The organism is Clostridiaceae bacterium HFYG-1003 (genome assembly GCA_024579835.1).
GTDB lineage: Bacteria > Bacillota > Clostridia > Clostridiales > Clostridiaceae > JG1575.
Map to the genome: position 1 here is coordinate 1,799,425 of CP102060.1, position 20,107 is coordinate 1,819,531.

21 protein-coding genes are annotated in these 20,107 nt (G+C 45.2%); 4 read left to right on the forward strand and 17 right to left on the reverse strand.

The genetic code is table 11. The features are described 5' to 3' along the window. Nucleotides 1-77: 77 nt before the first annotated feature. From NQU17_08095 to NQU17_08110, 4 genes are all read right to left on the reverse strand, one after another. Nucleotides 78-1,325 carry an O-antigen ligase family protein gene (locus NQU17_08095; protein ID UUM10645.1) on the reverse strand — a complete coding sequence of 416 codons (1,248 nt, stop codon included), beginning with the start codon at nt 1,323-1,325 and terminating at the stop codon, nt 78-80. A 196-nt stretch (nt 1,326-1,521) separates the two neighbouring features. Beyond that, a complete protein-coding gene (locus tag NQU17_08100; protein UUM10646.1) occupies nt 1,522-1,698 on the reverse strand; it encodes a ferredoxin in 177 nt (58 codons plus the stop codon). Nucleotides 1,699-1,927: 229 nt separating this feature from the next. Further along, the gene (locus tag NQU17_08105) at nt 1,928-2,878 is read right to left on the reverse strand and encodes a DUF4097 domain-containing protein (protein ID UUM10647.1); all 951 of its coding nucleotides are present in this window, start codon (nt 2,876-2,878) and stop codon (nt 1,928-1,930) included. Continuing rightward, nucleotides 2,871-3,221, reverse strand: a complete 351-nt coding sequence (locus tag NQU17_08110; protein UUM10648.1) for a hypothetical protein — start codon at nt 3,219-3,221, stop codon at nt 2,871-2,873. The genes NQU17_08105 and NQU17_08110 overlap by 8 nt, the downstream gene beginning before the upstream one ends. A gap of 1,149 nt (nt 3,222-4,370) precedes the next feature. Here NQU17_08110 and NQU17_08115 point away from each other — a divergent pair. Beyond that, complete coding sequence (locus NQU17_08115) at nt 4,371-9,968, forward strand: DNRLRE domain-containing protein (GenBank protein UUM10649.1); 5,598 nt, start codon at nt 4,371-4,373, stop codon at nt 9,966-9,968. A gap of 232 nt (nt 9,969-10,200) precedes the next feature. Beyond that, nucleotides 10,201-10,788, forward strand: a complete 588-nt coding sequence (locus NQU17_08120; GenBank protein ID UUM10650.1) for a hypothetical protein — start codon at nt 10,201-10,203, stop codon at nt 10,786-10,788. 149 nt (nt 10,789-10,937) lie between these two features. Here NQU17_08120 and NQU17_08125 read toward each other — a convergent pair whose 3' ends face one another. The 13 genes from NQU17_08125 to NQU17_08185 all read right to left on the reverse strand — a co-directional run bounded on the left by NQU17_08125 (nt 10,938) and on the right by NQU17_08185 (nt 18,331). After that, on the reverse strand, nt 10,938-11,117 hold the full coding sequence (locus NQU17_08125; GenBank protein ID UUM10651.1) for a hypothetical protein: 180 nt from the start codon (nt 11,115-11,117) through the stop codon (nt 10,938-10,940). Between the two features lie 96 nt (nt 11,118-11,213). Continuing rightward, entirely contained in the window at nt 11,214-11,837 is a 624-nt protein-coding gene (locus NQU17_08130) for a PIN domain-containing protein (GenBank protein ID UUM10652.1), read from the reverse strand. Then, complete coding sequence (locus tag NQU17_08135) at nt 11,837-12,001, reverse strand: hypothetical protein (GenBank protein ID UUM10653.1); 165 nt, start codon at nt 11,999-12,001, stop codon at nt 11,837-11,839. The genes NQU17_08130 and NQU17_08135 overlap by 1 nt, the downstream gene beginning before the upstream one ends. A gap of 4 nt (nt 12,002-12,005) precedes the next feature. Further along, a complete protein-coding gene (locus tag NQU17_08140; protein UUM10654.1) occupies nt 12,006-12,416 on the reverse strand; it encodes a hypothetical protein in 411 nt (136 codons plus the stop codon). 189 nt (nt 12,417-12,605) lie between these two features. Next, nucleotides 12,606-12,974 (reverse strand): phage holin, encoded by a 369-nt coding sequence (locus tag NQU17_08145; protein ID UUM10655.1) that lies wholly within the window; start codon nt 12,972-12,974, stop codon nt 12,606-12,608. A gap of 12 nt (nt 12,975-12,986) precedes the next feature. After that, nucleotides 12,987-13,727 carry a peptidoglycan recognition protein family protein gene (locus tag NQU17_08150; GenBank protein UUM10656.1) on the reverse strand — a complete coding sequence of 247 codons (741 nt, stop codon included), beginning with the start codon at nt 13,725-13,727 and terminating at the stop codon, nt 12,987-12,989. A gap of 9 nt (nt 13,728-13,736) precedes the next feature. Beyond that, nucleotides 13,737-14,114 (reverse strand): hypothetical protein, encoded by a 378-nt coding sequence (locus NQU17_08155; GenBank protein UUM10657.1) that lies wholly within the window; start codon nt 14,112-14,114, stop codon nt 13,737-13,739. Continuing rightward, complete coding sequence (locus NQU17_08160) at nt 14,104-14,601, reverse strand: hypothetical protein (GenBank protein UUM10658.1); 498 nt, start codon at nt 14,599-14,601, stop codon at nt 14,104-14,106. Before NQU17_08160 ends, NQU17_08155 begins: the two co-directional genes overlap by 11 nt. 11 nt (nt 14,602-14,612) lie before the next feature. Next, nucleotides 14,613-15,833 carry a hypothetical protein gene (locus NQU17_08165; GenBank protein ID UUM10659.1) on the reverse strand — a complete coding sequence of 407 codons (1,221 nt, stop codon included), beginning with the start codon at nt 15,831-15,833 and terminating at the stop codon, nt 14,613-14,615. Then, complete coding sequence (locus NQU17_08170; GenBank protein ID UUM10660.1) at nt 15,834-17,600, reverse strand: hypothetical protein; 1,767 nt, start codon at nt 17,598-17,600, stop codon at nt 15,834-15,836. It abuts the gene before it with no gap. Nucleotides 17,601-17,667: 67 nt separating this feature from the next. Next, on the reverse strand, nt 17,668-18,015 hold the full coding sequence (locus NQU17_08175) for a Rha family transcriptional regulator (protein ID UUM10661.1): 348 nt from the start codon (nt 18,013-18,015) through the stop codon (nt 17,668-17,670). 8 nt (nt 18,016-18,023) lie between these two features. After that, entirely contained in the window at nt 18,024-18,179 is a 156-nt protein-coding gene (locus NQU17_08180; GenBank protein ID UUM10662.1) for a hypothetical protein, read from the reverse strand. Further along, complete coding sequence (locus NQU17_08185) at nt 18,164-18,331, reverse strand: hypothetical protein (protein ID UUM10663.1); 168 nt, start codon at nt 18,329-18,331, stop codon at nt 18,164-18,166. The genes NQU17_08180 and NQU17_08185 overlap by 16 nt, the downstream gene beginning before the upstream one ends. A gap of 60 nt (nt 18,332-18,391) precedes the next feature. On the opposite strand from NQU17_08185, the gene NQU17_08190 reads away from it, so the two are divergent. After that, nucleotides 18,392-18,832 carry a helix-turn-helix transcriptional regulator gene (locus tag NQU17_08190; protein ID UUM10664.1) on the forward strand — a complete coding sequence of 147 codons (441 nt, stop codon included), beginning with the start codon at nt 18,392-18,394 and terminating at the stop codon, nt 18,830-18,832. A gap of 157 nt (nt 18,833-18,989) precedes the next feature. After that, complete coding sequence (locus tag NQU17_08195; protein UUM10665.1) at nt 18,990-20,018, forward strand: site-specific integrase; 1,029 nt, start codon at nt 18,990-18,992, stop codon at nt 20,016-20,018. Nucleotides 20,019-20,107: the final 89 nt, after the last annotated feature.

The following is a 20,107-nucleotide window of genomic DNA, read 5'->3' on the forward strand; positions in this document are numbered from 1 at the left end:
TAGTAACGGTTTCGTTAATTCGGTTACCAGAGCAAGCTGGCGGGTTCATTGCCTATCCGATGCAGGAGCAGAGCTGATCAGGATGAGAGGCGATGATGCCGGGCATATCCTCCGGCCAGTCCCAGGATGAAGTAGAACACAAACAGCGGTTTGGGCGACATCCAGTAGCTGTCCAGAATATTACCCAGATAGAATGCGATGATGGCCAGATATACACCATCCATTAAAAAAGATCGGCTGGCGCGGTAAACCTGAGCCTTGGTGATGGAACGCATCATCCGGACCGAACCGCCAATCAGGAGGAACAGCGAAGCCAGTCCCGGAATGCCCTGTTCTGCGGCAAAGCGCAGAAACATGTTGTGGGCATGCCACAGTACTTTGATGTCATAATTGTTGAACATCTGGGGATTTGCTTCAAAAATTCGGACATAGCCCACCCGAAAGGCGTTGGCGCCCACTCCGAAGAACGGGTTTTCCCGAAACAGCATGGAAGCGACATGCCATACTTTGACCCGCTGAACATTCTGTTCGTAGGAGAAAATATCCAGCACCCGCTGCTGCAGCGTGGGGGTGACCACCACCACCATCGCCAGGAGTGCCAGCACCAGAATATACTTGGGATTATATTTCCAGATGATATAGATCAGCATCACACCGATCACCACAATGCTTGAGCGGGACTGCGAAGTCAGGATTCCAGCCAGGCTGAACAGGGCCAGAACACCATACAGGAGGCGGCTTTTCCAATCCACGGCACTGCGCACCAGTGAAGCGCAGATCAGAAAAAACATCATGGCAATGATACCCAGATTGTTCGAATTTTCTATGGTTGAAATGAAGCGGTCGCGCACAATGGCCTCGTGCCTGACATAAGCCGAGGCATACTGCCAGACCAGGTAACCCATCGTTCCGGCGATGGCCAGTGTAAATGCCTGGAACAGCCGTTTTCGGTAATGCTCCTCGTTAAACTCGTATTTCATAGCCAGGTAAAGCATCAGCAAGTAGAAATACATCAAGCTGTTGCCCAGCGTATCCAATCGGGCTTCCGACCAGATGGCGGAGAGAAATGACCACAGGGGGATAAACACCATGGCGAGGGTCGTTCTGCTGTGTCTGGCGTCACGCAGGCCCTCAACCAGTCGCTGTCTGGCCGGGGCATATAAATATAAGTAAATGCCGTACAAAATCAGCACACTGCATCCCAGCAGGATCGACTCACCGTATTCCAGCAGGAGAGATCCGACCACAAAAATCAGCAGCAGGCTGAACATGGCGGGACGGCTGTATGTATCTATGTAATTCCTTGATCTTAAGGTATAAGTCATTTGATCACCTCAGTCATTCCATTCTAAGTCCCGGCCTGTGTCTAGTCAAATTGCACGAAAGCGGATCCATGATCCCAGGTCCTCCGAGCTGCCGCCAGGGTCATATCTCTGCCTTGGTTCATATTCCTGAACATAAAGAAAGGGTCTGATCACTTTCGTGTCAAACCCTTCGATCGTTAAATTCCTCGAGCCGGTCTTAGAGCAGGATTGCTCCGACTGGGCAGCTGTCAGCTGCTTCCTGAGCGGCTGGATCTGAAGTTTCAGCAACCAGAGCAACTGCTTTTCCGTCGTCTTCCATTTCGAAGATTTCAGGAGCAATGCTTGGGCAAAGGCCGCAACCGATACATAAGTCTTTATCAACTACTGGATTCATATAATACACCCCCGTGTTTTTTTTACATATCCATTATAACATCAGAAACCGCTTCGTAAAGGATTCCCCTGGATACAATATAAATAATATCGTTTTCTGGAATCCTGTCAAGCAGAATTGAAAATGCATCTTAAGTGTCTGGACTGCATCTGAAGCGGAAACTGCCGGCGCCTTTGATTTCGAACTTCCTGAACCATTGAGGCATCAGGAAAACTGGCTTTCCGATGGATTACTCACGAATCATCAGATCTTCCTCAATGAACTCGAAGGTGACTGAACCGGACTGGCTGCTCCCTCTGATGGAATGCTGCCCTTCTCCCGCAGTACCCGATGCTTCCAGCTCCGCATCATCCTGATGCACCCGGACATCGCCGGATTCGCTCGTAAAGCGGTATGCCAGATCAGAACCTCTGTAGTAAATCTCCATATGACCGGAATCCGTGGTCAGCACAAGATCATTCGTCAGATCGCCGAAATTAAGGCTGATTGAGCCGGATTTCGTCTTGAGGGATCCAGATAAATCTTCTCCCATAATATCGATGGAGCCACTGTCGGTCCGACACTGGAACTCCATGGGATCATCATTGAGAATCAGAATATCCCCTGAAGTTGTCTTGATTACTGCTTCTGTCAGAGTGGAATCGTAGATATTCAAATTACCGGACTTGGATTCCATCTGGATCCGATCGGCCTCAATTCCGGTAATCTGAACCGAACCTGAGACAGTTGCCAGCTCGAACTCACGAAATTGTTCCGCCGGCAGGGTGACAAGAGCATATAAGCCTGTCGCAGTAGGATTTTCCTTGATGACTGCAGCGACATCCAGATAGAGTGTATCATCCGACTGCCGCCAGGACAGTAAATCGTCCAGCTCATTGGTGACATTTCCCTGAAGCCGGACTTGGAATTCCTCGCCGGATTCAACGGCAATATCCGCAAAGGACGACTTGAGGACAATATTGTGCACTTCGCCTTTGGGTGTTACCGTCATGGTTTGCTCCACGCTGCTGTATTCAGGAACCACTATGTCAATGTTCAGTTTTTTCAGATTCATTTCCACCATCCGTGCCAGATCGGCAACGGACAAACCGGCCTGTTGTGCTGAAATCACGCTCATGGCAAAACCTACCAGGCTTACGAGCAGCGCAAGCACCAGAAAAAGCTTCATTGTTTTACCCATGTCGTACCTCCACTCCGATCATCCGACGAATCATATCAATCACAAATCGAATGACGAGGGTCACTCCAAATATAAACAGAATAAAGAACACCAGCGTAAGCGCTGTGATCCCGATTCCAAAAAATATGATGGATTCAGAAGGGATTCCCTGGATCAAAGTGGCTACTGCCGGCTCAATCTGCGCGATAACCGGAGCAGATGTCACCCCGATTGCCATCACCAGCGCTCCGAAAAGCAGAAGCAGTCCGGTCAGTAAAAATATGCCAAGCCCCACCACTACAGGAAGTCCCACCGTGAGTACGATAATCAACACAATAAGCTGGGTCATGAACGTTTTTTTCATCTGTACCACCCTTGTCCTATTGTTTATTTCAAATGTACCAATGGTTAATTAACCTAAAATTAAAAAAATGGACCTACCAGCAGTAACCTCAAACTATGAAAATGACTGTTTTGAACGGTTCTCGATAAAAATAACTTACCGTCATATACCTATGTCTATCTATAATTTCTGACGAATTTCTGACGAAAACGGAAAAAATTAAGAGTCTCGCAATGAGACTCTTTTCTTTACAGTTTCCAGTCGTGACCACAAGTGCATAAAAAGAGTCATATGAAGCTCTCACACACTTCATATGACGTCAGAAGGTTTGTTCTTTACTATGGGAGGTAAAGCCATAATAATGAATGTCATTGGGTACCCCTAGACCTTTCGGTATAGAGAAGGGAAAAGAATGAAAATCGTACCGTTCTCAACAACTTTTCTGTCTTTATATTATAATTTTACCTCGACAGATAATCCGCAGTTGAATGTGGATTTTTATCCAATCTCTCATTTCCGAAATGAACTTAAATATCATAATGGAAGTATCTTTAAATCTTTCTTTCATAATCCATTAATAACTTGTACCCCCTGATACAAGCTCTGGTATTATATTCAAAAATTGCAGATTATTTTAATAAATAACGCAATTCAAATCGATTTATGAACGTTAAATCTATTATTAATTGCACAATTAAGATACACTTATTCCCAGAGGAGGCTCGTTCTTTTTTTATCAAGAAATCTGGTTTTGATGTGTACGGATATCCTATTGTTCAAATCACAAAGTAGTGATTAAGGGGAGTACTATTTTATGATCCATCGATCTCATCGTTCTTATCTATTCTATTATCCTTTGCCATCTTTCTGACAGCTTTTACGGGAATTTCGTTTCAAACCGTTCAGGCTGCACCACAGCCTGCTTCCGAACGATCCGCCCCACCTTCAGAGGAAGAACTTGGACTAGCTGACAGTATTGACAAAGCGGACCTTGTAGAAATCTCATCACTACGCAGCCAAAACTCCAAGACCTTCCGAAATAAAAATGGCATTAATTTTGTTGCACTGTATGAGGATGCAGTCCACTATTGTGATGGCGACCAGTGGAAAAACATTGATAACACGATTAAACAAGAAAGCACCGTTGATGGGACTGAAACCATCGCCAACATGGCTAATGACTTTTCCGTGAAGTTTGCCAGGAATACCAAGGCAAACTTTCTTGGCATGCTTCATCAGGGGAATTACAGTTTGAAGTGGTCCCTCTCGGGGGCAAAGGATTCGGCGGTTAAAATGGTTGAGTCTACTTCCCCGTCCTCTGATCAAGCTTGGGATTTGCCAGGCATTCACTCTTCGGTCCGCTATGGAGACATCCTGTCCGCCACGGATCTGGAATATGTGGTTTCCGGTTCTGTCGTGAAAGAAAATCTGATTTTAAAACAGGCGGGACTCCCTACCAGCTATGTCTTCACCTATCAACTGTCTAACTTGATCGCGAAGAAAATAGATTCAAGGGTTGTGTTTTATGATCTGAACGATTCTTCGAAGGAAATCTGGGCTCTGACTGCTCCCTTTGTATATGACGGCAAGGATGAAGCATCAGAAGCTGATCTGTCCCTGAAGGATCTGGGCAACGGCAAGATCGAAGTCACCCTGTCGGTGGATCCGGCCTGGCTGTCTTCGCCGGAGCGCGTCTATCCGGTGGTCATCGATCCGCCGCTGCGGACGTCTTCGCTCACCTCGGATATCCAGGATGCCCATGTCTCGCGCCTGGCTCCGGATAAGAATTTTACCACCACCGATTATCTCTCCATCGGTTCCTCCGATACCCCAGGCAGCCTTTGCCGGGTCTACTTAAAGTTCAATCTTCCCAGCCTGGACCCATCGGATGTCGTGGTGGATGCCAACCTGAACTTACAGGTACGCAAGTACGAACTAGCCTCTTCCAGCGAGGTCTATCTTCATCGGGTAACTTCAGACTGGAGCGATGAGACCATTACCTGGAATAATATACCAACCCACGAAAGCCTGATTGGGGAATATGATCGATTCGCCAAGGCGGATGAGGAAGTTTCCTTTGATGTAACCCAAATGGTACGGGATTGGTATGGTTCGGGTAAAAACTATGGTGTCATGCTAAAGAACGCTGATGAAACAGGAAAGTTCGCTACCTTCTATTCCGGGGGTACCACCCTCAGCGGGAAAACTCGGCCATATATGACCATGGCTTACGTGAACAATGATGGCCTGGAGCCTTACTGGGATTATCAGACTGCATCAGCCGGGCGGGCAGGAAGTGTTCACGTCAACTACTTCACCGGCGCCCTGACTCTCATCCATCCGGATACCGCAGCTTCAGGCAACCGCCTGCCAGCTCCGGTCAGCCATGTATTTGGCAACACGAAATCCACTGATGCAAAATATGGCTTGGGATGGCGGCTTAACTACAGCCAGACCATTAAAAAGATGATCTTTGGAGGGGAGACCTATTATCGATATTACGATGAGGACGGAACAGCCCATTATTTCAACCAAAGGGATGGGAAATGGCTAGAAGAAAATGACGATCAGTGGGAACTGACGATTAATACCAGCAAACCGGAAGAACAATTTAAACTGGAAGATAAAAGTGGCAATCAGCTGATCTTCCGTTATGACTCGGTCCATGGGCTGCTGTCTAAAATTGCCGATGCCAATGGCAACACTATTCACATCGAAACCGGTGCCAACGGACAAGTAACTCAAGTAACCGATGGAGCCGGAAGAGCTACGAAGTTTATTTACTCAACTGCCGGTCAACTCACCACAATCAAAGCACCGGATGGGAAAGAAACAACCTATCACTATACCAATAACCGCTTAACCAAGATCACTTATCCTGATGGGAAGTCTTCCCTTTATACCTATGACTCAACCAGCGGATATCTGACTTCGGTTCGCAACTTTGACAGCTATGGTTTGAATCTTTCCTATACTTCAGTCAAACCCTATAAAACGTCCAAAATAACCGAAGTTGGGACCAATGGGACGCTGGGAACTTCCATCAGCCTAGCTTATGGATTAAACAACACGAAATTAACGGATGGTACCGGTCGTACAAACATCTATCAGTTCAACAATATGGGAAAAACCATTTCGATCCGGGATCAGGAAGGTTCCGCCTCGTTCTCCGAGTACAACAGTAAAGGCGCAGGCAACTCGAACAAACTGACCCTATCCTCAAAATTGCAGCGCACGGTCATCAACCTCATCCGAAATCCCGGATTGGAACGCGATACCGACTGGTCATCCAATGCAGTGAATGGCTCAATCGGCCAAGTTGAAAAAATCAGTACTATGCCGCTTATGGGATCCTATTCCAAACTGATTTCCAAGACCAACCCGGATGGTCTCCACCAAATCACTCAGAGCCAAACCCTGGAAAAAGGCAAAACCTACACATTGTCTGCTTGGATGAAGCCAACAGAGCTCGCATCCGGCGCTTCTACAGGGGCCTACCTGCGAATTCAGTACACCAATAGTGCGGGCACAGCCAGCTATCAGTACAGCCCCTTTTTATCAGGTACCAGCACGGATTGGGAACGGAGAGAATTCACCTTCATGCTGCCCTCTGATGCCGCTTCCACCACGGTATACCTTGGCATTGGAATCCGGGCAACCACAGGAAATCTTCTGGTCGATAACATCCAGCTGGAGGAAGGCACTCTGTCCAACCGTTACAACTTAATCGAAAATGGGGATTTCAGCTATAAGGGATTAGGTTGGATCTCCTGGCAGGATGACTCAACCGATGCCGCGGTGATCACAACTTCCGATCCGGCTCACCCCACTTCCTTAAGTGACCAGGTGTATCCCATCAAGGGTGATTCAACGCAGAATCATGCCATCGCGCAAAATGTCAAGGTCAACGGTGGTAAGGGTGACACCTTCGTGTTTGCCGGCTGGGGAAGATCGGACTCATTGCCGGTGGAACCTTACCGCCATTTCTCTCTTTGCCTTGGAATCAATAACACGGATGGCACCACGACCTGGAAAACCATCCATTTCAACGAAGAGACCAAAGACTGGCAGTATCTGGCCGAAGAGGCCGTGGCCGAGCAGCCATATACCTCTGTGGATCTTTTCCTCATGTACTACAAAAACTTAAACACCGGGTATTTTGACGGGCTGCAGCTCTACAAGGAAACCTTTGGAGAATCAACTATTTATGATGAATCTACCGGTAATCTGACCTCCTCAACTGATCTCTCGGGCAACACATCAGAATACGGATATACCACAAATGATGATCTCACCACTGTGACCGATCCTTTGAAGAATACCACCACGGCATCTTATGATGATAATCATCAGGTGACGGGAGTAAAAACAACAGAAGGCGAGAATACCAGTTTCACCTATGACCAATATGGTAATGTCACAAAGACAAAAACTGGAACGACTCCCTTTATTGAAAGTCATTCAAGCTATACCGAGGACGGCAATTTCATCAATACCATGACCGATCCTTTGGGCAAGGTCATCACCTATGATTACAATACCGTCAATGGCTTGTTGAAAAGTCTCACCGACGCAGCTGGAAAAACCACGACCTATACTTATGATGATGCTACCGACCAGCTTAAAGGTGTGTCCAAGCAAGTGGACGGTCAAACAGTGGCAGTAGGTTACACCTATGATGGGGATGACCTGTCAGGCATTAACCACAATGGCTTCTCTTACTCCTTCACGAAGGATGTTTTCGGTCGAGCCACTGGGGTTAAAGTCGGCAGCCAGAGCCTGGTCGGCTACAAGTACGACTCGCGTGGAAATCTGACCACCACGGAGTTTGGCAACGGCCATAAAACATTAGTAGAGTATGATCCTCTGGATCAGGTGAAAGCCTATAAGGTATATAATAGTGGTACGGGAAGCTATGAAACTAAGTTCCGTTATGAGTATGATGCTTCAGGAAACGTCGGCTATGAGTACGATGCGGTAAACAACCTATCTCATCGCTACTTCTATGACATGTCCGATCGTCTGGTTAAAGAAACGGTCAGTGACAGCAGCAGCCTCAGCATGGGCTTTGACCCAAACGGACAAGCGACCCAGATCACGGAGAGCTTTGGCGAGAAAAGCTACAACACCGCCTACACCTATGATAAGGACGGCAAGCTAACTAAATTGACTAATGCCGGTGGATCGATGACCCGTACCTATGACAGCCTGGGTCGCCTGGTCACAATCACGCTTGAGGCAGGATCAACAAATGCGATTACCAGTTACACTTACAAAGCGGGAACTAACGGCAGTACCAGCAACTTGGTCGAGACGGTCACGGATCCGGACAAGACGATAAGTTATACCTATGATGATAACGGCAACATCAAGACCATTAACTCTGCCGGCAAGCTCATCACTTATACCTACAACGAATTAAGTGAACTAGTCCGGGAAGACAATGAAGTAATAAACAAGACGATCACCTATCGCTATGATGCCGGCGGCAATCTCCTGGAGAAGAAGGAATACGCCTGCACTACGGATCCCTTAGGAACCCCTGACAAAACCATCTCCTATGGGTATGCCGATACCAACTGGAAAGACAAACTGACCAGCTTTGACGGCAAAGCCATAACCTATGATGCCATTGGCAACCCCTTAAGCTTTGACGGCTGGACCTATACCTGGGAAGAAGGCCGCCAGCTTAAGACCCTGTATAAAAACGACACCAGCTTAAGCTTCAAGTACAACTCCAGCGGCCTGCGCACGGAGAAAAGTGTCAATGGTATTTCGACCAAATACATCTACCTAGACGGAAAAGTAGCCTTTGAAACCACAGGAACTGAGACGATCCACTACACCTATGACGGAAGTGGGGCGCCCTTCTCCATGACCTATAACGGCAGTGAGTTCTTCTATCTCACGAACCTCCAAGGGGATGTGACAGGACTTGCTGATGCCACAGGCGCCACTGTTGTCAGCTACACCTACGACAGCTGGGGTAAGCTCATGAGCACCACCGGGTCTATGGCAACTACACTTGGTGCAAAGAACCCGTATCGCTATCGCGCATACCATTATGATACCCAGACTGGACTATATTATCTCCAAAGTCGATACTACAATCCTGAGAGCGGTCGATTCATAAATGCAGATAGAGCTGAGATTGTAAACGACCACCATGAAGAATTGAGTAAAAATCTTTTTACCTATTGTAGTAATAATCCAGTTAATAATTTTGATAATACAGGAAATTGGAAAATTCCTAATTGGGCAAAAATTACCATAGGGGCAGTTGCCATTGTAGCAACAGGTGTAATAACCGCTGCAAGTGGTGGTTTAGCAGCCCCAGCAATGTTAGGAGCTCTACAAGTGGCTGGGCATTCTGCCGTTCTTGGCTCAGTGGTTGGCGGATTATCTGGCCTAGTAAAAAATGGCAAGAAGGGAATCATAAGTGGTGCTATTGATGGTGCGATAAACGGTTTTATGTGGGGTGGTGTTGGGGCAGCAGGCGAAACATTTGCATCAAAAGTACTTTCAAAAGCCATTTTTAATGGGAATGGAGGTTACGGGTTTAAAATCGGAAAGAAATTCGAAGCTTTATATAAAAATCCCAGTAAAAAAAGCGGAGGAACTATTATTTCACATGTAAAAAGTAGGGTCAGGCTAGATTTAGACTTCACACATGGTTTGCACGCACACTGGGGTAAAGGAAAAGCAGCTAAAAAAATTCATCGAAGTTTATACCCGTGGAACTTTGGGAAACCGAAAAAATTCTGGTAGAATAAACAAATGACTTAATAATACAAGTCATTAAAACGATAAATTAAAACGAGTTTTTATTTATTTTAAAACTCGTTTTAATTTATCTAAGGCAATTTCCAGGATACCAATATAGGGATAATCATATATACTTCCCTACTTCTAGCCACTGAAGAGCAAATGATATGTTCATAATAATTCTCATTTAATTAAAACATAAATTGCAATAAAAATTTAATAGGAGTTAGTCTAAATGCGCTACAATAAAAAGATCCTTAAAAACGGAATTCATGAAGTTGAAATTACTGGTTTCGATATTGAAACCGCTGAATCAAAAGAATTGTTAAAAACTATTATTAGCCTACTAACCTCTGGAATCGAATATTATTTTCATTTTTCCAATGAAGATAGTTTTTTTCTAGAAGATGATGAACTGGTTAAGTGTAGACACGATGTTCCAAATCAATTCTCTTCTGATAATTATCTAGTACCATTTAAGATTGATGATGAACATTTTGATAGCATTGGTTTTCTGCCAGTCAATAATCAAACCTACGAAAAAATTCTAGACTTTTGGAATTATTTTGAAGGAATGACTTTTTTCACTCCAAAAGATGTTAGCAAGGAATTGTTTAAAAAATCATATAAAATAGAACCGCAAGAAAATGGAGTGGGTTACTTAGATTCTAACTATGCCGAATCTGTGTTTAATAAGGGACATGATAGAGATTCACTTGTATTTTCATATACACCAACCTATGATGATCAGAGTCTTAAAGTCATTTTAGACAGAATTGACAAAGAGAATCATACACGTAATTATAGCTGGTTTAATTGGTAACACCCCCTGGTAGGATCGACATTTAGCATGGTTTTCGCAACATAAACCCCGGATCACTCCGGGGTTTCTCAAATGCTCATATCAAAAAGCTCTCTGCATTCCAGGCACCAGTAGATCTCATCCCGGATCCTACCCATCAGGGATGTCTGTCAGTCCGGGCAAACTGCCGTACCTGTAAAGTCCGAGTACTGAACAGGACCAGCCAACTGCTTGTACCTAGTTACCGTGTTCAGGTTGACGTGTACCATCCGCCCATCTGCCTGATAGATTTGGTTTCCAGTCCTGAAATATTCATCGATTGCTGCCTTCAAGAAGTCTTTTTCACTCATTCGTCTCACCTCGTTAGTTCGTACATACATTCTAACATTAAGGTTGGACAAAAAGAAAAAGCCAGGAAAATCCTGAGCTTTTATTTCTATTTTAAACTACGGCTTAAAAGGAATAAGAATACTTGAACCTACGTGATTTTTATACCCTCCCTTTTTTATAGGTATGACATTTATCCCATTTATTTTTGAGTAACCGAAATCACCAGTTGCTATGGTGTTAATCCCATATTCAAATGCCGTAAGAACAATTCCAGTATCACTAACTTCAACACAACCATTAAACTGCTTTTGTAGTGTCATGACCCGTGTACAATAATCCGTTGGATTCTCTAAAACATCTACCATGGATAGTATATCAGACATAGCCGCGTCCCTATTTGCAGCAACCGTTTGAAAGTAATTGGGGCAGCGGATTTCTAATTCTTTCTGAAGCTTCTTGAATCCTTGGTTACCTTTATAGTTTCCAATCGAAATATTGTATTGAATTGCTAAATCTTGAGTATAAACCCTCTGTATAATATCCATCAATTCATGTTGAATAGTTTGAGTAATGTACATGTTAATGTTGCTCGAAGTCAAATTACTGATTAGATCTACAGCATTTTGTTGATGATAAGACTGCCCGTCAAGAATATCGATAAACACGTTAGTATCCACTACAACATCCGATATTCCAGGATGAGAAGTTATGTTTTCTGGAAAAATAATATTTGCAGCCATCACTTCACCCGCGAAATATTGTTATATGGTTCTAGGTTGATAAATGCTTTCGGGCTAGGCGCATTTTTCTTTAAATTGTCAATTGCTTTTCGAGCGATAAAAACCCGCTCTGATGTAGTTTTATTATTAATTGATTCAATGGGCCGTTTAATAATTTTAGGCATGTAATCAACCCGCTTTCACAAAATAAAGTTTTTTCTCCTCCTTAAAAGAATCAGCTTCTACTTTTAAAACATATTCACCTTCATCTTCAATGAAAACATTTTTAAGGGGAAGATTCAGATTAATGCCAGCTATCTCTTTCGGAACAGAAGGATTAACTTGGATACTTGTATTAATCTCGGCAGCTGCTTCGAAAAGTAATCGATCGGTCCTAGGATTCATAAATGATATTTTCAAATTGGCTGGTTCCAATGGGAGGCCTTTCAACATAATAAGTGCTGAAAAAGAAAAAGTGCTTGGCAAAACTTCTAATATAAATGATGCCGTCGGACTAACAACCGCAGGTTTAACAATACCCTTTGCCGAAGTAGGTAAATCGATAACGTCTTCGCAAAATATAATATTCTCGAGATTCATTCAAATCACCTCTATAATCTTAAGATTTGTTTTATAATTGTACCACACTTTACTTTATATGTATAAAGCCCTATGTTTTTCTCTCGGAATGGTGGAGCGAATAGTGGATGGGGCTTGTTTATAATAAAAGAGCCCCCGGATTGCTCCGAGGGCTCTTTTTAATGTCATAACTATGATTTAATAACTATTTTACATCGCCGGATCCTGAGCGTCAATGACAATCGGCAGAGCTTCTGGCAGCTCCTGATCCCACATTTCCTTTACGGCGGTCTCGATATAGTGGTTCAATTCGTCCGTGCTAAATCCTTTGATTCCCCAGCCCTGGATCTGACAGGTCAGCCGGGCCAGTGCTTCTTCCTTTTTCTTCTTCCCGGTTTGCGTCTTCAGATCGTTCTCAACAGATTTCACGGCAATGTCTGCCATCTGCAGGACCAACTGGATCTCTTTGTTATCTCGGTTTCGGTCAATCCATTCTTTAAGAGCCGGCACCAGCACGGCCGTTATCAGGAGCATCGCCATCTTAATAACAGCATCCACAATAATCGTTCTTTCAGTCATGCTTTTATCCTCCTACTTCTTCAATACACGTTTCAAGAATGAGTAAAGGATCCAGACCAACGTGTGTTTGCTGATCGGCCCTTTCCAATCTTCGTTCTTTACCAGTCCATTCTCAACCGCCCATTTCTGTGCTTCGTCCATTTCAATAACCTCCTGTTTTCTTCCCTTATCCCATTTGATCAGATCAGTCAGAAGCTCCTCCCAGGGGAACTCCCTGCCCGGATCTGTGATTGATCGGTTGACTGTATCCACCTCGTAGTGACCTAAGATGTGATCCCGGTCAATCAAAAAAGGCTCCTTAAAAGTAGCCTCGTACTGATCGATGATGTATTTGTGCAGCCAAAGCGTTGCCTCGTACTGTGCGGCCGTCAAGCGCCCCTGGGTGTCCTTGTGTACGCCTTCATGCTCAATCCCTACCGTATAGAGGTTTGGCGGTGCAGAGCGTTCCTTGACGATCCTGGCGGACGGTGAGCGCTTCAGCGCATGCCATGTTCCATGGTGCAGATCCGCCAGCTGGTAGATCTCACCCTTCCGGGTTACCAGGAAATGGCAAGATACTTCTGCAGCATAGTGCAGCTCACCGGGTGAAGTCTCTACTTTCTTCACGTTTGTAAGCCAGTTTAAGGTTCCGGGCATCAGCCCTTCCGTAATGTGGTTCACGATCACATCCCACTTTTGTGGGGTCTTGAAAGTCGTGTTTCTTCGCAAAGTTGAAATCTTTCCGTTGTAATTCTCTGCTTTTTTGATTTCCATTAGTTCCTCCTATCTCATTTTTTCCAGGACCTGACTGATCTCGACAAAGCTATACCCCATGAGAACCATGGAGATGATAACAGCTCCAAGGATGATCCACATGAGGTATGTCGGGTTTTTCAACAGGATCGCCAGCCAGCCGTTGCCGTTCTGTTTGGCCTGTGATGGCGTTACTACCATTATTGAGTTTTCGATTTTCTTCAGGCTGTCCGGAACACCGTTCAGCCGTTCCAATGCCAGCGAGAAGTTCTGATGCTCCGTGTCATTGCGTCTTGCGATGGCCTCCAGCTCATCGACACGTTGTTCCATTGCCTTGATATCGTCCTTTAGCCGCCCTACCTCTGCCAGGATCCGACCATGCTCGACGGGGTTAATTTCATATGCCATTTCTCACCTCGTAATAGACGTCTGGAGCTGCACAAGGCCGATGTTCTGCTATGCTGCGATGCTCTTCTTTGACGCGATACAGCTTCCCTTCATCAGTCAAAAGCTTGCCGGCTTTATAATATTTCTCTGAAGCCCACTTATCAGCCAGCTGCTTGATAGCTTCGGCCTGGCTTGCTAGAGCCGCATCCGGCATGGAGGATAAAAGATTGTCCACTGCATTTCGCCGGTTGAACTCATCTACAGCTGCTTTAATCGCAGGGTCCTCAACCGATTCGCCATATAAGACAAATCTTGTAATATCATCTCTTGTTACATTGATAAGAAACTGAATGGCTTCAAGGCGCTCCATCTGTACATCTGTTAGCTTTACATCTTCAACCACAGCGGTATCCGGCGCACTAGGTTCATCAGAATAATTGATTGTAACTACCGTATTTGTAATTTTATGTTTGAATGGTGACCATCGGTCACCGTTGAAGTGAAACATTGTTAGCCTCCTCAAAGATTAGTTACCCTGAAAAATTCACACTTCCCTTTGTAATTCACTCCGTTCGCGTTATTCCTAAAATACCCAAGTCCAACATGAGTTATCGTTGTAATAAACACACTTAGATATTCTGTAAAGACCGTCCACCAAAATGAACCGTCAATGGACACATCTAGGGAATATGAAGTGCCGTTCTTCTTGATCCGGACATAGACAGCAGAAGAATCCCACCCGCCGTTTAGGTAAGGGTCGGATGAGTATTGAGTATCAGAGTTGAACTTGATCACTTGCATTCCAGAATAATTATTCCGGGTGCATTTCCCGAGTATTACTCGCTTTCCATTTGTGTTGTTATATAAACATATACCGAAATTCATGTAGTCTAGCCTTGGACACAGAATAGATATCTTTGCTAAGGCAATAAAGTCACCGGATGGCGCTGCTTGAACAAGGAGCCTAGTATGGTCCACGCCTGAAAGCAAATCCATCATCCCAGATTGGCCGTTTTCAACCCATGTTGCCGCCCCTTGATTTATCCATATCCATTTAGGGTCAAGAGTTATGTCATCAAACTCATCATCCATCGGACTGGGGCTAGAAGGTGGTTCGTCAATTGGGTTGGCTCCGGTGCTGATCGGTGATTGACTAACCCATTGCGCATTGTAATCTTCATTGTCTATTTTAGACAGTACCTGTCCCGCGCTACCCCCAGCAGGCAATCCATTTGCAGCCTGATCCGGTGATGGAGCGTAAAGCTTACCGGTGGTAGCATCAATCTTCACTTCAGATGACTCCGTGGTTCTTTCCGCGGCCTTAATCCCGCCAAGCGCAGTATCTGTTGCTTGGGAAATCGATCCGGCAGCTGGTTTTAACATGATAGTATCCGTCAGAGAATCATAGGTTAGCACATATCCGTCCGTCAGCCCGGTCAGATCAATGCTCTTACCGCCGATGCTAGACGAAATCCTTACCGCCCCATTCTCGTCAGGAGCTGATACACTGACGTTGTCGCCAGCCAGGATATTCATGATGGCATTAATTACCTTGCTGGATCCAGAATTACCTATACTGACGTTTTTCCCGGCAACATACGGCACCATATACGCAGATGGGTCATTCACTACTACCTGTCCTGAAGGCGTTTCAACAACTCCTGGAGCTTGGTCTTCTGAGGTCACCCTGAACTGAGCGTCCGTTTTCCTTTTAAGTGCTTTTGCTAATTCATTGCCCATTTAGACACCCCCTGTGAAGTACATAGCAAGCTGCTCAATTTGTGTCCTGACATAGCCATTGTTCTTGGTGATTTTTAGCCGGTACTTGGCATAGGGAGTAGTGTTAACGAACTTGTACGATCTCCATTCATAGACACCCCAACTCGTTTGATTTGTTCTAGTGTCCAAGGTGATCCACTTCTCCCCATCGTAGGCTTGGAATGTCCAATCGCGTGGAAGAGCCTTATTCCAGGTTGTATCTTGTCTTGCCTTGATGGAATACTTATCAACGATCGTTTTCTTTGGAAACTCATACTCAATCCAGGCCTGCTGTGTTTCAGATGCGTCCCAGAAGTAGTCGCTAGAGGAGGAATTGAAGGCCCGCCATGGGTGGTAATTGATGTTGTAAAGAACATAGATTGAGCTGGATCTGGCCACACCGGACGGTTTTGTGTTTGAGGTCATTTCTGGAATTAGGTTTAGCGTTTCGTTTGGAGTTTGGGTTTCGATGTCGGACGGCAATTCTCCAGGCACAATCGCATCCCCGTAGTAGTAGGCTTTACAAGCCATCGTGAACTTTGTCGAATCCATGTTGAGATTGATTGATATCAGTCGGTATATCTCGTGCGAGTTAGTAGAGGTTTCAAATATTTGAATGAAGTCACCAACTTGGAGATGCGGGATGGCAACTGAACTGAATTCAATAACCCTCGTCCGGCTTCTCATTGTTGCAATTGCTCGTTCCGCAATTTTCCGAAGCTCACTCATTGATGAAGCTTCTGTAGCATCAATCTTTAGAACCTTTTGAGGTAGAATGTTAAACTCTACTGCGTCTAGAAATGGAGCAGTATAAACAAGTACATCGTCGCCTGATTTCCCATATACCTTCACAGATTTATACAGATCGTTGTCATCGATAGAATAGGTCATCGAGGAAATATCCTCGCCTTCCTTGAAACTCCACGCCACGTACATATCATCTGACTGAAAATCGCGCCTGAAGTGAAAGTCGCCGGATTCATCGCATAGATACTCAAAACTTGCAATATCCGACAAAAATGAAAATGCATCTGCGTAAGATTGCCAGGAGAACGTTTTTTCAATCGATATCCCTGTAGGCTCTATAAAGCCAATTCTCAATCCGCAAAGCTGAGCCAAATCGAAAACTATATCCTCTATTGGTTGCTTTTCGTAGTGGACGGTACTGGATCCGTTCTTTGTAACAATTTGATCGAGTGCTCGTTTCATGTTGTCCCGAAGGTTTATTTGAGCTATGTGCGGGAAGGTAGACATATGAATTCCATCTACCATGCCCGTAAACGAATCCACAAGATCGTTTCCGTATCCCTGTTTGATTTCAACTTTTTTGTTCAGATTCAGAATGCCATATAACGGCCCATTGGGATTGCGCGGATTGACTGCCCCATTTTTGTTGTCGACTCTGAGTGTTGCAGTGCTCGAACCTCCGAAAGATTTCGAGATAGAAATCGAACTAATATTGAATACTGAACCATTTTTGGTTCGGGTAAGAGTCACATGGGCAGTCCCTCTTTTCCAGTGAATATTGCCATTTGAAGACCCTTGTAAAACGGCGGGTTCCCAGTCATTAATCGGAATGTCAGATCGGATCAAATTCCAATTATCGAGTATATTAAGACTTTGATAGGTTGTTGGCGCTTCTGATTTGTATGCGTAGAGACGCCCAAGTCTAAGTACTTCACTAGCACCAAGAGTGAACAAATTACCAGCATCATCTTTGTAAAACTTTCTAAGCCAGTTGTACTGCATGGGTGGGATAAATGCGCTAAACCCGCCTGCGTTCGCCCATGTCCACGTCCCCCCATAATCCTCGCTTTTAAGTATCAGCGATCCGCAGCGCTCTGGCCATGATTTTTTCCGGGCTGTTGAGTTCCACTTCCATCCTGTTGAATGCATTTATGAAATCCAGTTTGAAACTCAATGCCTTCGATCCGGTGAACCCCATGGCTAGCAGGCTGAAGCCGTCACGGTTCATGTAGTACATTGGGTATTGTTTGCCCCGGTTCTCGTAAGTCGATTCTTCGAACAATCTCGCTGCCGAATTTTCGGCTGCCAAACTCCTGATAGATTCGAGCACGTGTCTATGTTCTTTCCCAAACTGTTCCGCTACGATCAGAGAGCTTGTAACCGCCTGATCATTTTTAATAATGGTTAATTCGTTCATCTTTCCTCCTACCATCGAAGTGTGATTCTGATAGTGTTGTCTTTCTTGAGCATGAATGTTACTGATTCGTGATCCTCGGAGATCCGCCGCCAGCTCCATGGCCAAAGGCCGTAAAACTTGAGCAGCATATGGTCCCGTTCCTGCTTGGTTAGTTGTTCAAACATCCGACCAGCTCCCCGGTCTGCTGATCCTCGTAGATATCAGCACCGGCATGAAAGTCTGATCCGACATACCGGACATGTTTCTTCAGCAGCTCCTTTTGGCTAAGTATCTCGATATCGATCGCCCGATCGTAGCAGTCAACACACATTTTCATTGATTACCGCCCTCCTTAAATGATTAGACTTGCGATCTGCTGCAGCTTTTCTCTCAGCCGTTGCGCTTCCAGTCTGGCTTCGTCCCGCTCCTTCTCAGCCCTGATCTGTCCGTAAGTCTTTTTCTCTCCGCCAGCCAGCTCAATGATCCTTGCAGTCGCATACCGTGCTCCAGGGAGCTTGTCGAGGAGGATCTATGTGAATTAACTGGGTACAAATCACGAACAACTATAGCTAAAGTGGAAAATGGCGACATTGATCTAACACAATCAAAACTTGCGCTATTCGCTGCCGCCTTAAAAACAACACCTGAAGAGCTCACCGCAGGAGTCGCTGATGAAATTCTTTCCGAGAACCCGTTTCTCGGATTGATGATTACTATGGATAAAACTCATGCTCGGTACCGACTCCCGTTCTCTGAGCTTCCGGAAGATATCCAGTCGAAACTAACGTCAGCCGCTGTATTGGCTGCTCTAGAGTATTACCGTCATTTAGACAAGTGAGGATTTGATTTAATAATGTTAGGTATTGTTCCATTTCGTCCCTCCGTTTTTCGTACACATGTTCTATTTCCATGGTAGCATATCGGAGGGACAAAACCGGGGACTCGGTCTGGGCTAAAAATTCGGTTGGGTTATCCACAAGAAAGGAGAAAAAACATTGGAAATTGGGAAAATGTTGGTCCGAAAAAAGGACAAGGGTTATCAGTATGTGATACCGGTCAAAAAAAATAAATCCTGGATTCAGTTATCCAAACAAGGATTTAAGACGGCCAAAGAAGCTAGGGCGGCTGGAAATGAGCGGATCAAAGAGCTGCTGGAAGAAGTACCAATGCCTGTTCAGTCAGAAGACATCACTTTTGGGAAGGTTGCAAAGCTGCTGGAGCTTGAAGGCAACAAGGCGCTGGCCACAAAGGCAGCTTACGGCGCATGGGCATCAGTGTTTGATGCGATCAGCGACAAACCGGTGAAAGATGTGACTTATCAGGATGTGGCGGATATCATTTTTAAGTACCGGGAAACCCACACTCACGAAACCACGGTGCAGGTGAAGAAGCACGGATCCAGGATCATGAAGCACGCCATCAAAAAGCTAAAGGCCACTACATATGACCCATTCGAAGATCTTGAGCTAAAAGCTCCGACTCTCTCAGAGAAGAGCGAAAAGACGGCGTTGACGCCTTCACAGATCAATGCCCTGCTGGACTGCATGACAGGGTATGAGAAGCTTCTGACCGCTTTCATGGCCCTATGCGGCCTCCGGATCTCCGAGGCAAGAGGGCTTACCCGGGCGGCGATCCAAGACGGCAAACTCTCGGTGTTCCAACAGCGAACGGATAAAGAGCTAAAGAGTACGCTTAAGACAAAAAATAGTTACCGTGATGTTCCGATCCCGAAACGCCTGATGGAGCTATACCAGGAATATCCAGCTCCAATCAAAGATGACTCGCTGATCTTCCAAAAAATGATTTACTCAAAAACTATTACGTCCCACTATGAAAAAGCAGGTTTCGCTATTACTCCTCATGAGCTCCGGCACAGCTATACTACTAACTGTATCTCAGCCGGAATCGACTACAAGACGACAGCGGCTCTAATCGGTGACTCCGTAGAAATGGTGTATAAGGTATACAGCCACGTCAACGCTGACATGATGGATCGTGCAGCCAAACTTCTAGAGGGTTTTTAAATTTCTGACGAATTTCTGACGAAAAGACAGATAAACCGCACGGTTGAACGATTCGTAGTTTAACCTAAAATTAAAAGTCGCTGTTATAA

Bases quoted from the DNA above. Each gene is read 5' to 3' on its own strand.
- NQU17_08095 (UUM10645.1), bottom strand. From the start codon at position 1,325: ATGACTTATACCTTAAGATCAAGGAATTACATAGATACATACAGCCGT.
- NQU17_08100 (UUM10646.1), bottom strand. From the start codon at position 1,698: ATGAATCCAGTAGTTGATAAAGACTTATGTATCGGTTGCGGCCTTTGC.
- NQU17_08105 (UUM10647.1), bottom strand. From the start codon at position 2,878: ATGGGTAAAACAATGAAGCTTTTTCTGGTGCTTGCGCTGCTCGTAAGC.
- NQU17_08110 (UUM10648.1), bottom strand. From the start codon at position 3,221: ATGAAAAAAACGTTCATGACCCAGCTTATTGTGTTGATTATCGTACTC.
- NQU17_08115 (UUM10649.1), top strand. From the start codon at position 4,371: ATGGCTAATGACTTTTCCGTGAAGTTTGCCAGGAATACCAAGGCAAAC.
- NQU17_08120 (UUM10650.1), top strand. From the start codon at position 10,201: ATGCGCTACAATAAAAAGATCCTTAAAAACGGAATTCATGAAGTTGAA.
- NQU17_08125 (UUM10651.1), bottom strand. From the start codon at position 11,117: ATGAGTGAAAAAGACTTCTTGAAGGCAGCAATCGATGAATATTTCAGG.
- NQU17_08130 (UUM10652.1), bottom strand. From the start codon at position 11,837: ATGGCTGCAAATATTATTTTTCCAGAAAACATAACTTCTCATCCTGGA.
- NQU17_08135 (UUM10653.1), bottom strand. From the start codon at position 12,001: ATGCCTAAAATTATTAAACGGCCCATTGAATCAATTAATAATAAAACT.
- NQU17_08140 (UUM10654.1), bottom strand. From the start codon at position 12,416: ATGAATCTCGAGAATATTATATTTTGCGAAGACGTTATCGATTTACCT.
- NQU17_08145 (UUM10655.1), bottom strand. From the start codon at position 12,974: ATGACTGAAAGAACGATTATTGTGGATGCTGTTATTAAGATGGCGATG.
- NQU17_08150 (UUM10656.1), bottom strand. From the start codon at position 13,727: ATGGAAATCAAAAAAGCAGAGAATTACAACGGAAAGATTTCAACTTTG.
- NQU17_08155 (UUM10657.1), bottom strand. From the start codon at position 14,114: ATGGCATATGAAATTAACCCCGTCGAGCATGGTCGGATCCTGGCAGAG.
- NQU17_08160 (UUM10658.1), bottom strand. From the start codon at position 14,601: ATGTTTCACTTCAACGGTGACCGATGGTCACCATTCAAACATAAAATT.
- NQU17_08165 (UUM10659.1), bottom strand. From the start codon at position 15,833: ATGGGCAATGAATTAGCAAAAGCACTTAAAAGGAAAACGGACGCTCAG.
- NQU17_08170 (UUM10660.1), bottom strand. From the start codon at position 17,600: ATGCAGTACAACTGGCTTAGAAAGTTTTACAAAGATGATGCTGGTAAT.
- NQU17_08175 (UUM10661.1), bottom strand. From the start codon at position 18,015: ATGAACGAATTAACCATTATTAAAAATGATCAGGCGGTTACAAGCTCT.
- NQU17_08180 (UUM10662.1), bottom strand. From the start codon at position 18,179: ATGTTTGAACAACTAACCAAGCAGGAACGGGACCATATGCTGCTCAAG.
- NQU17_08185 (UUM10663.1), bottom strand. From the start codon at position 18,331: ATGAAAATGTGTGTTGACTGCTACGATCGGGCGATCGATATCGAGATA.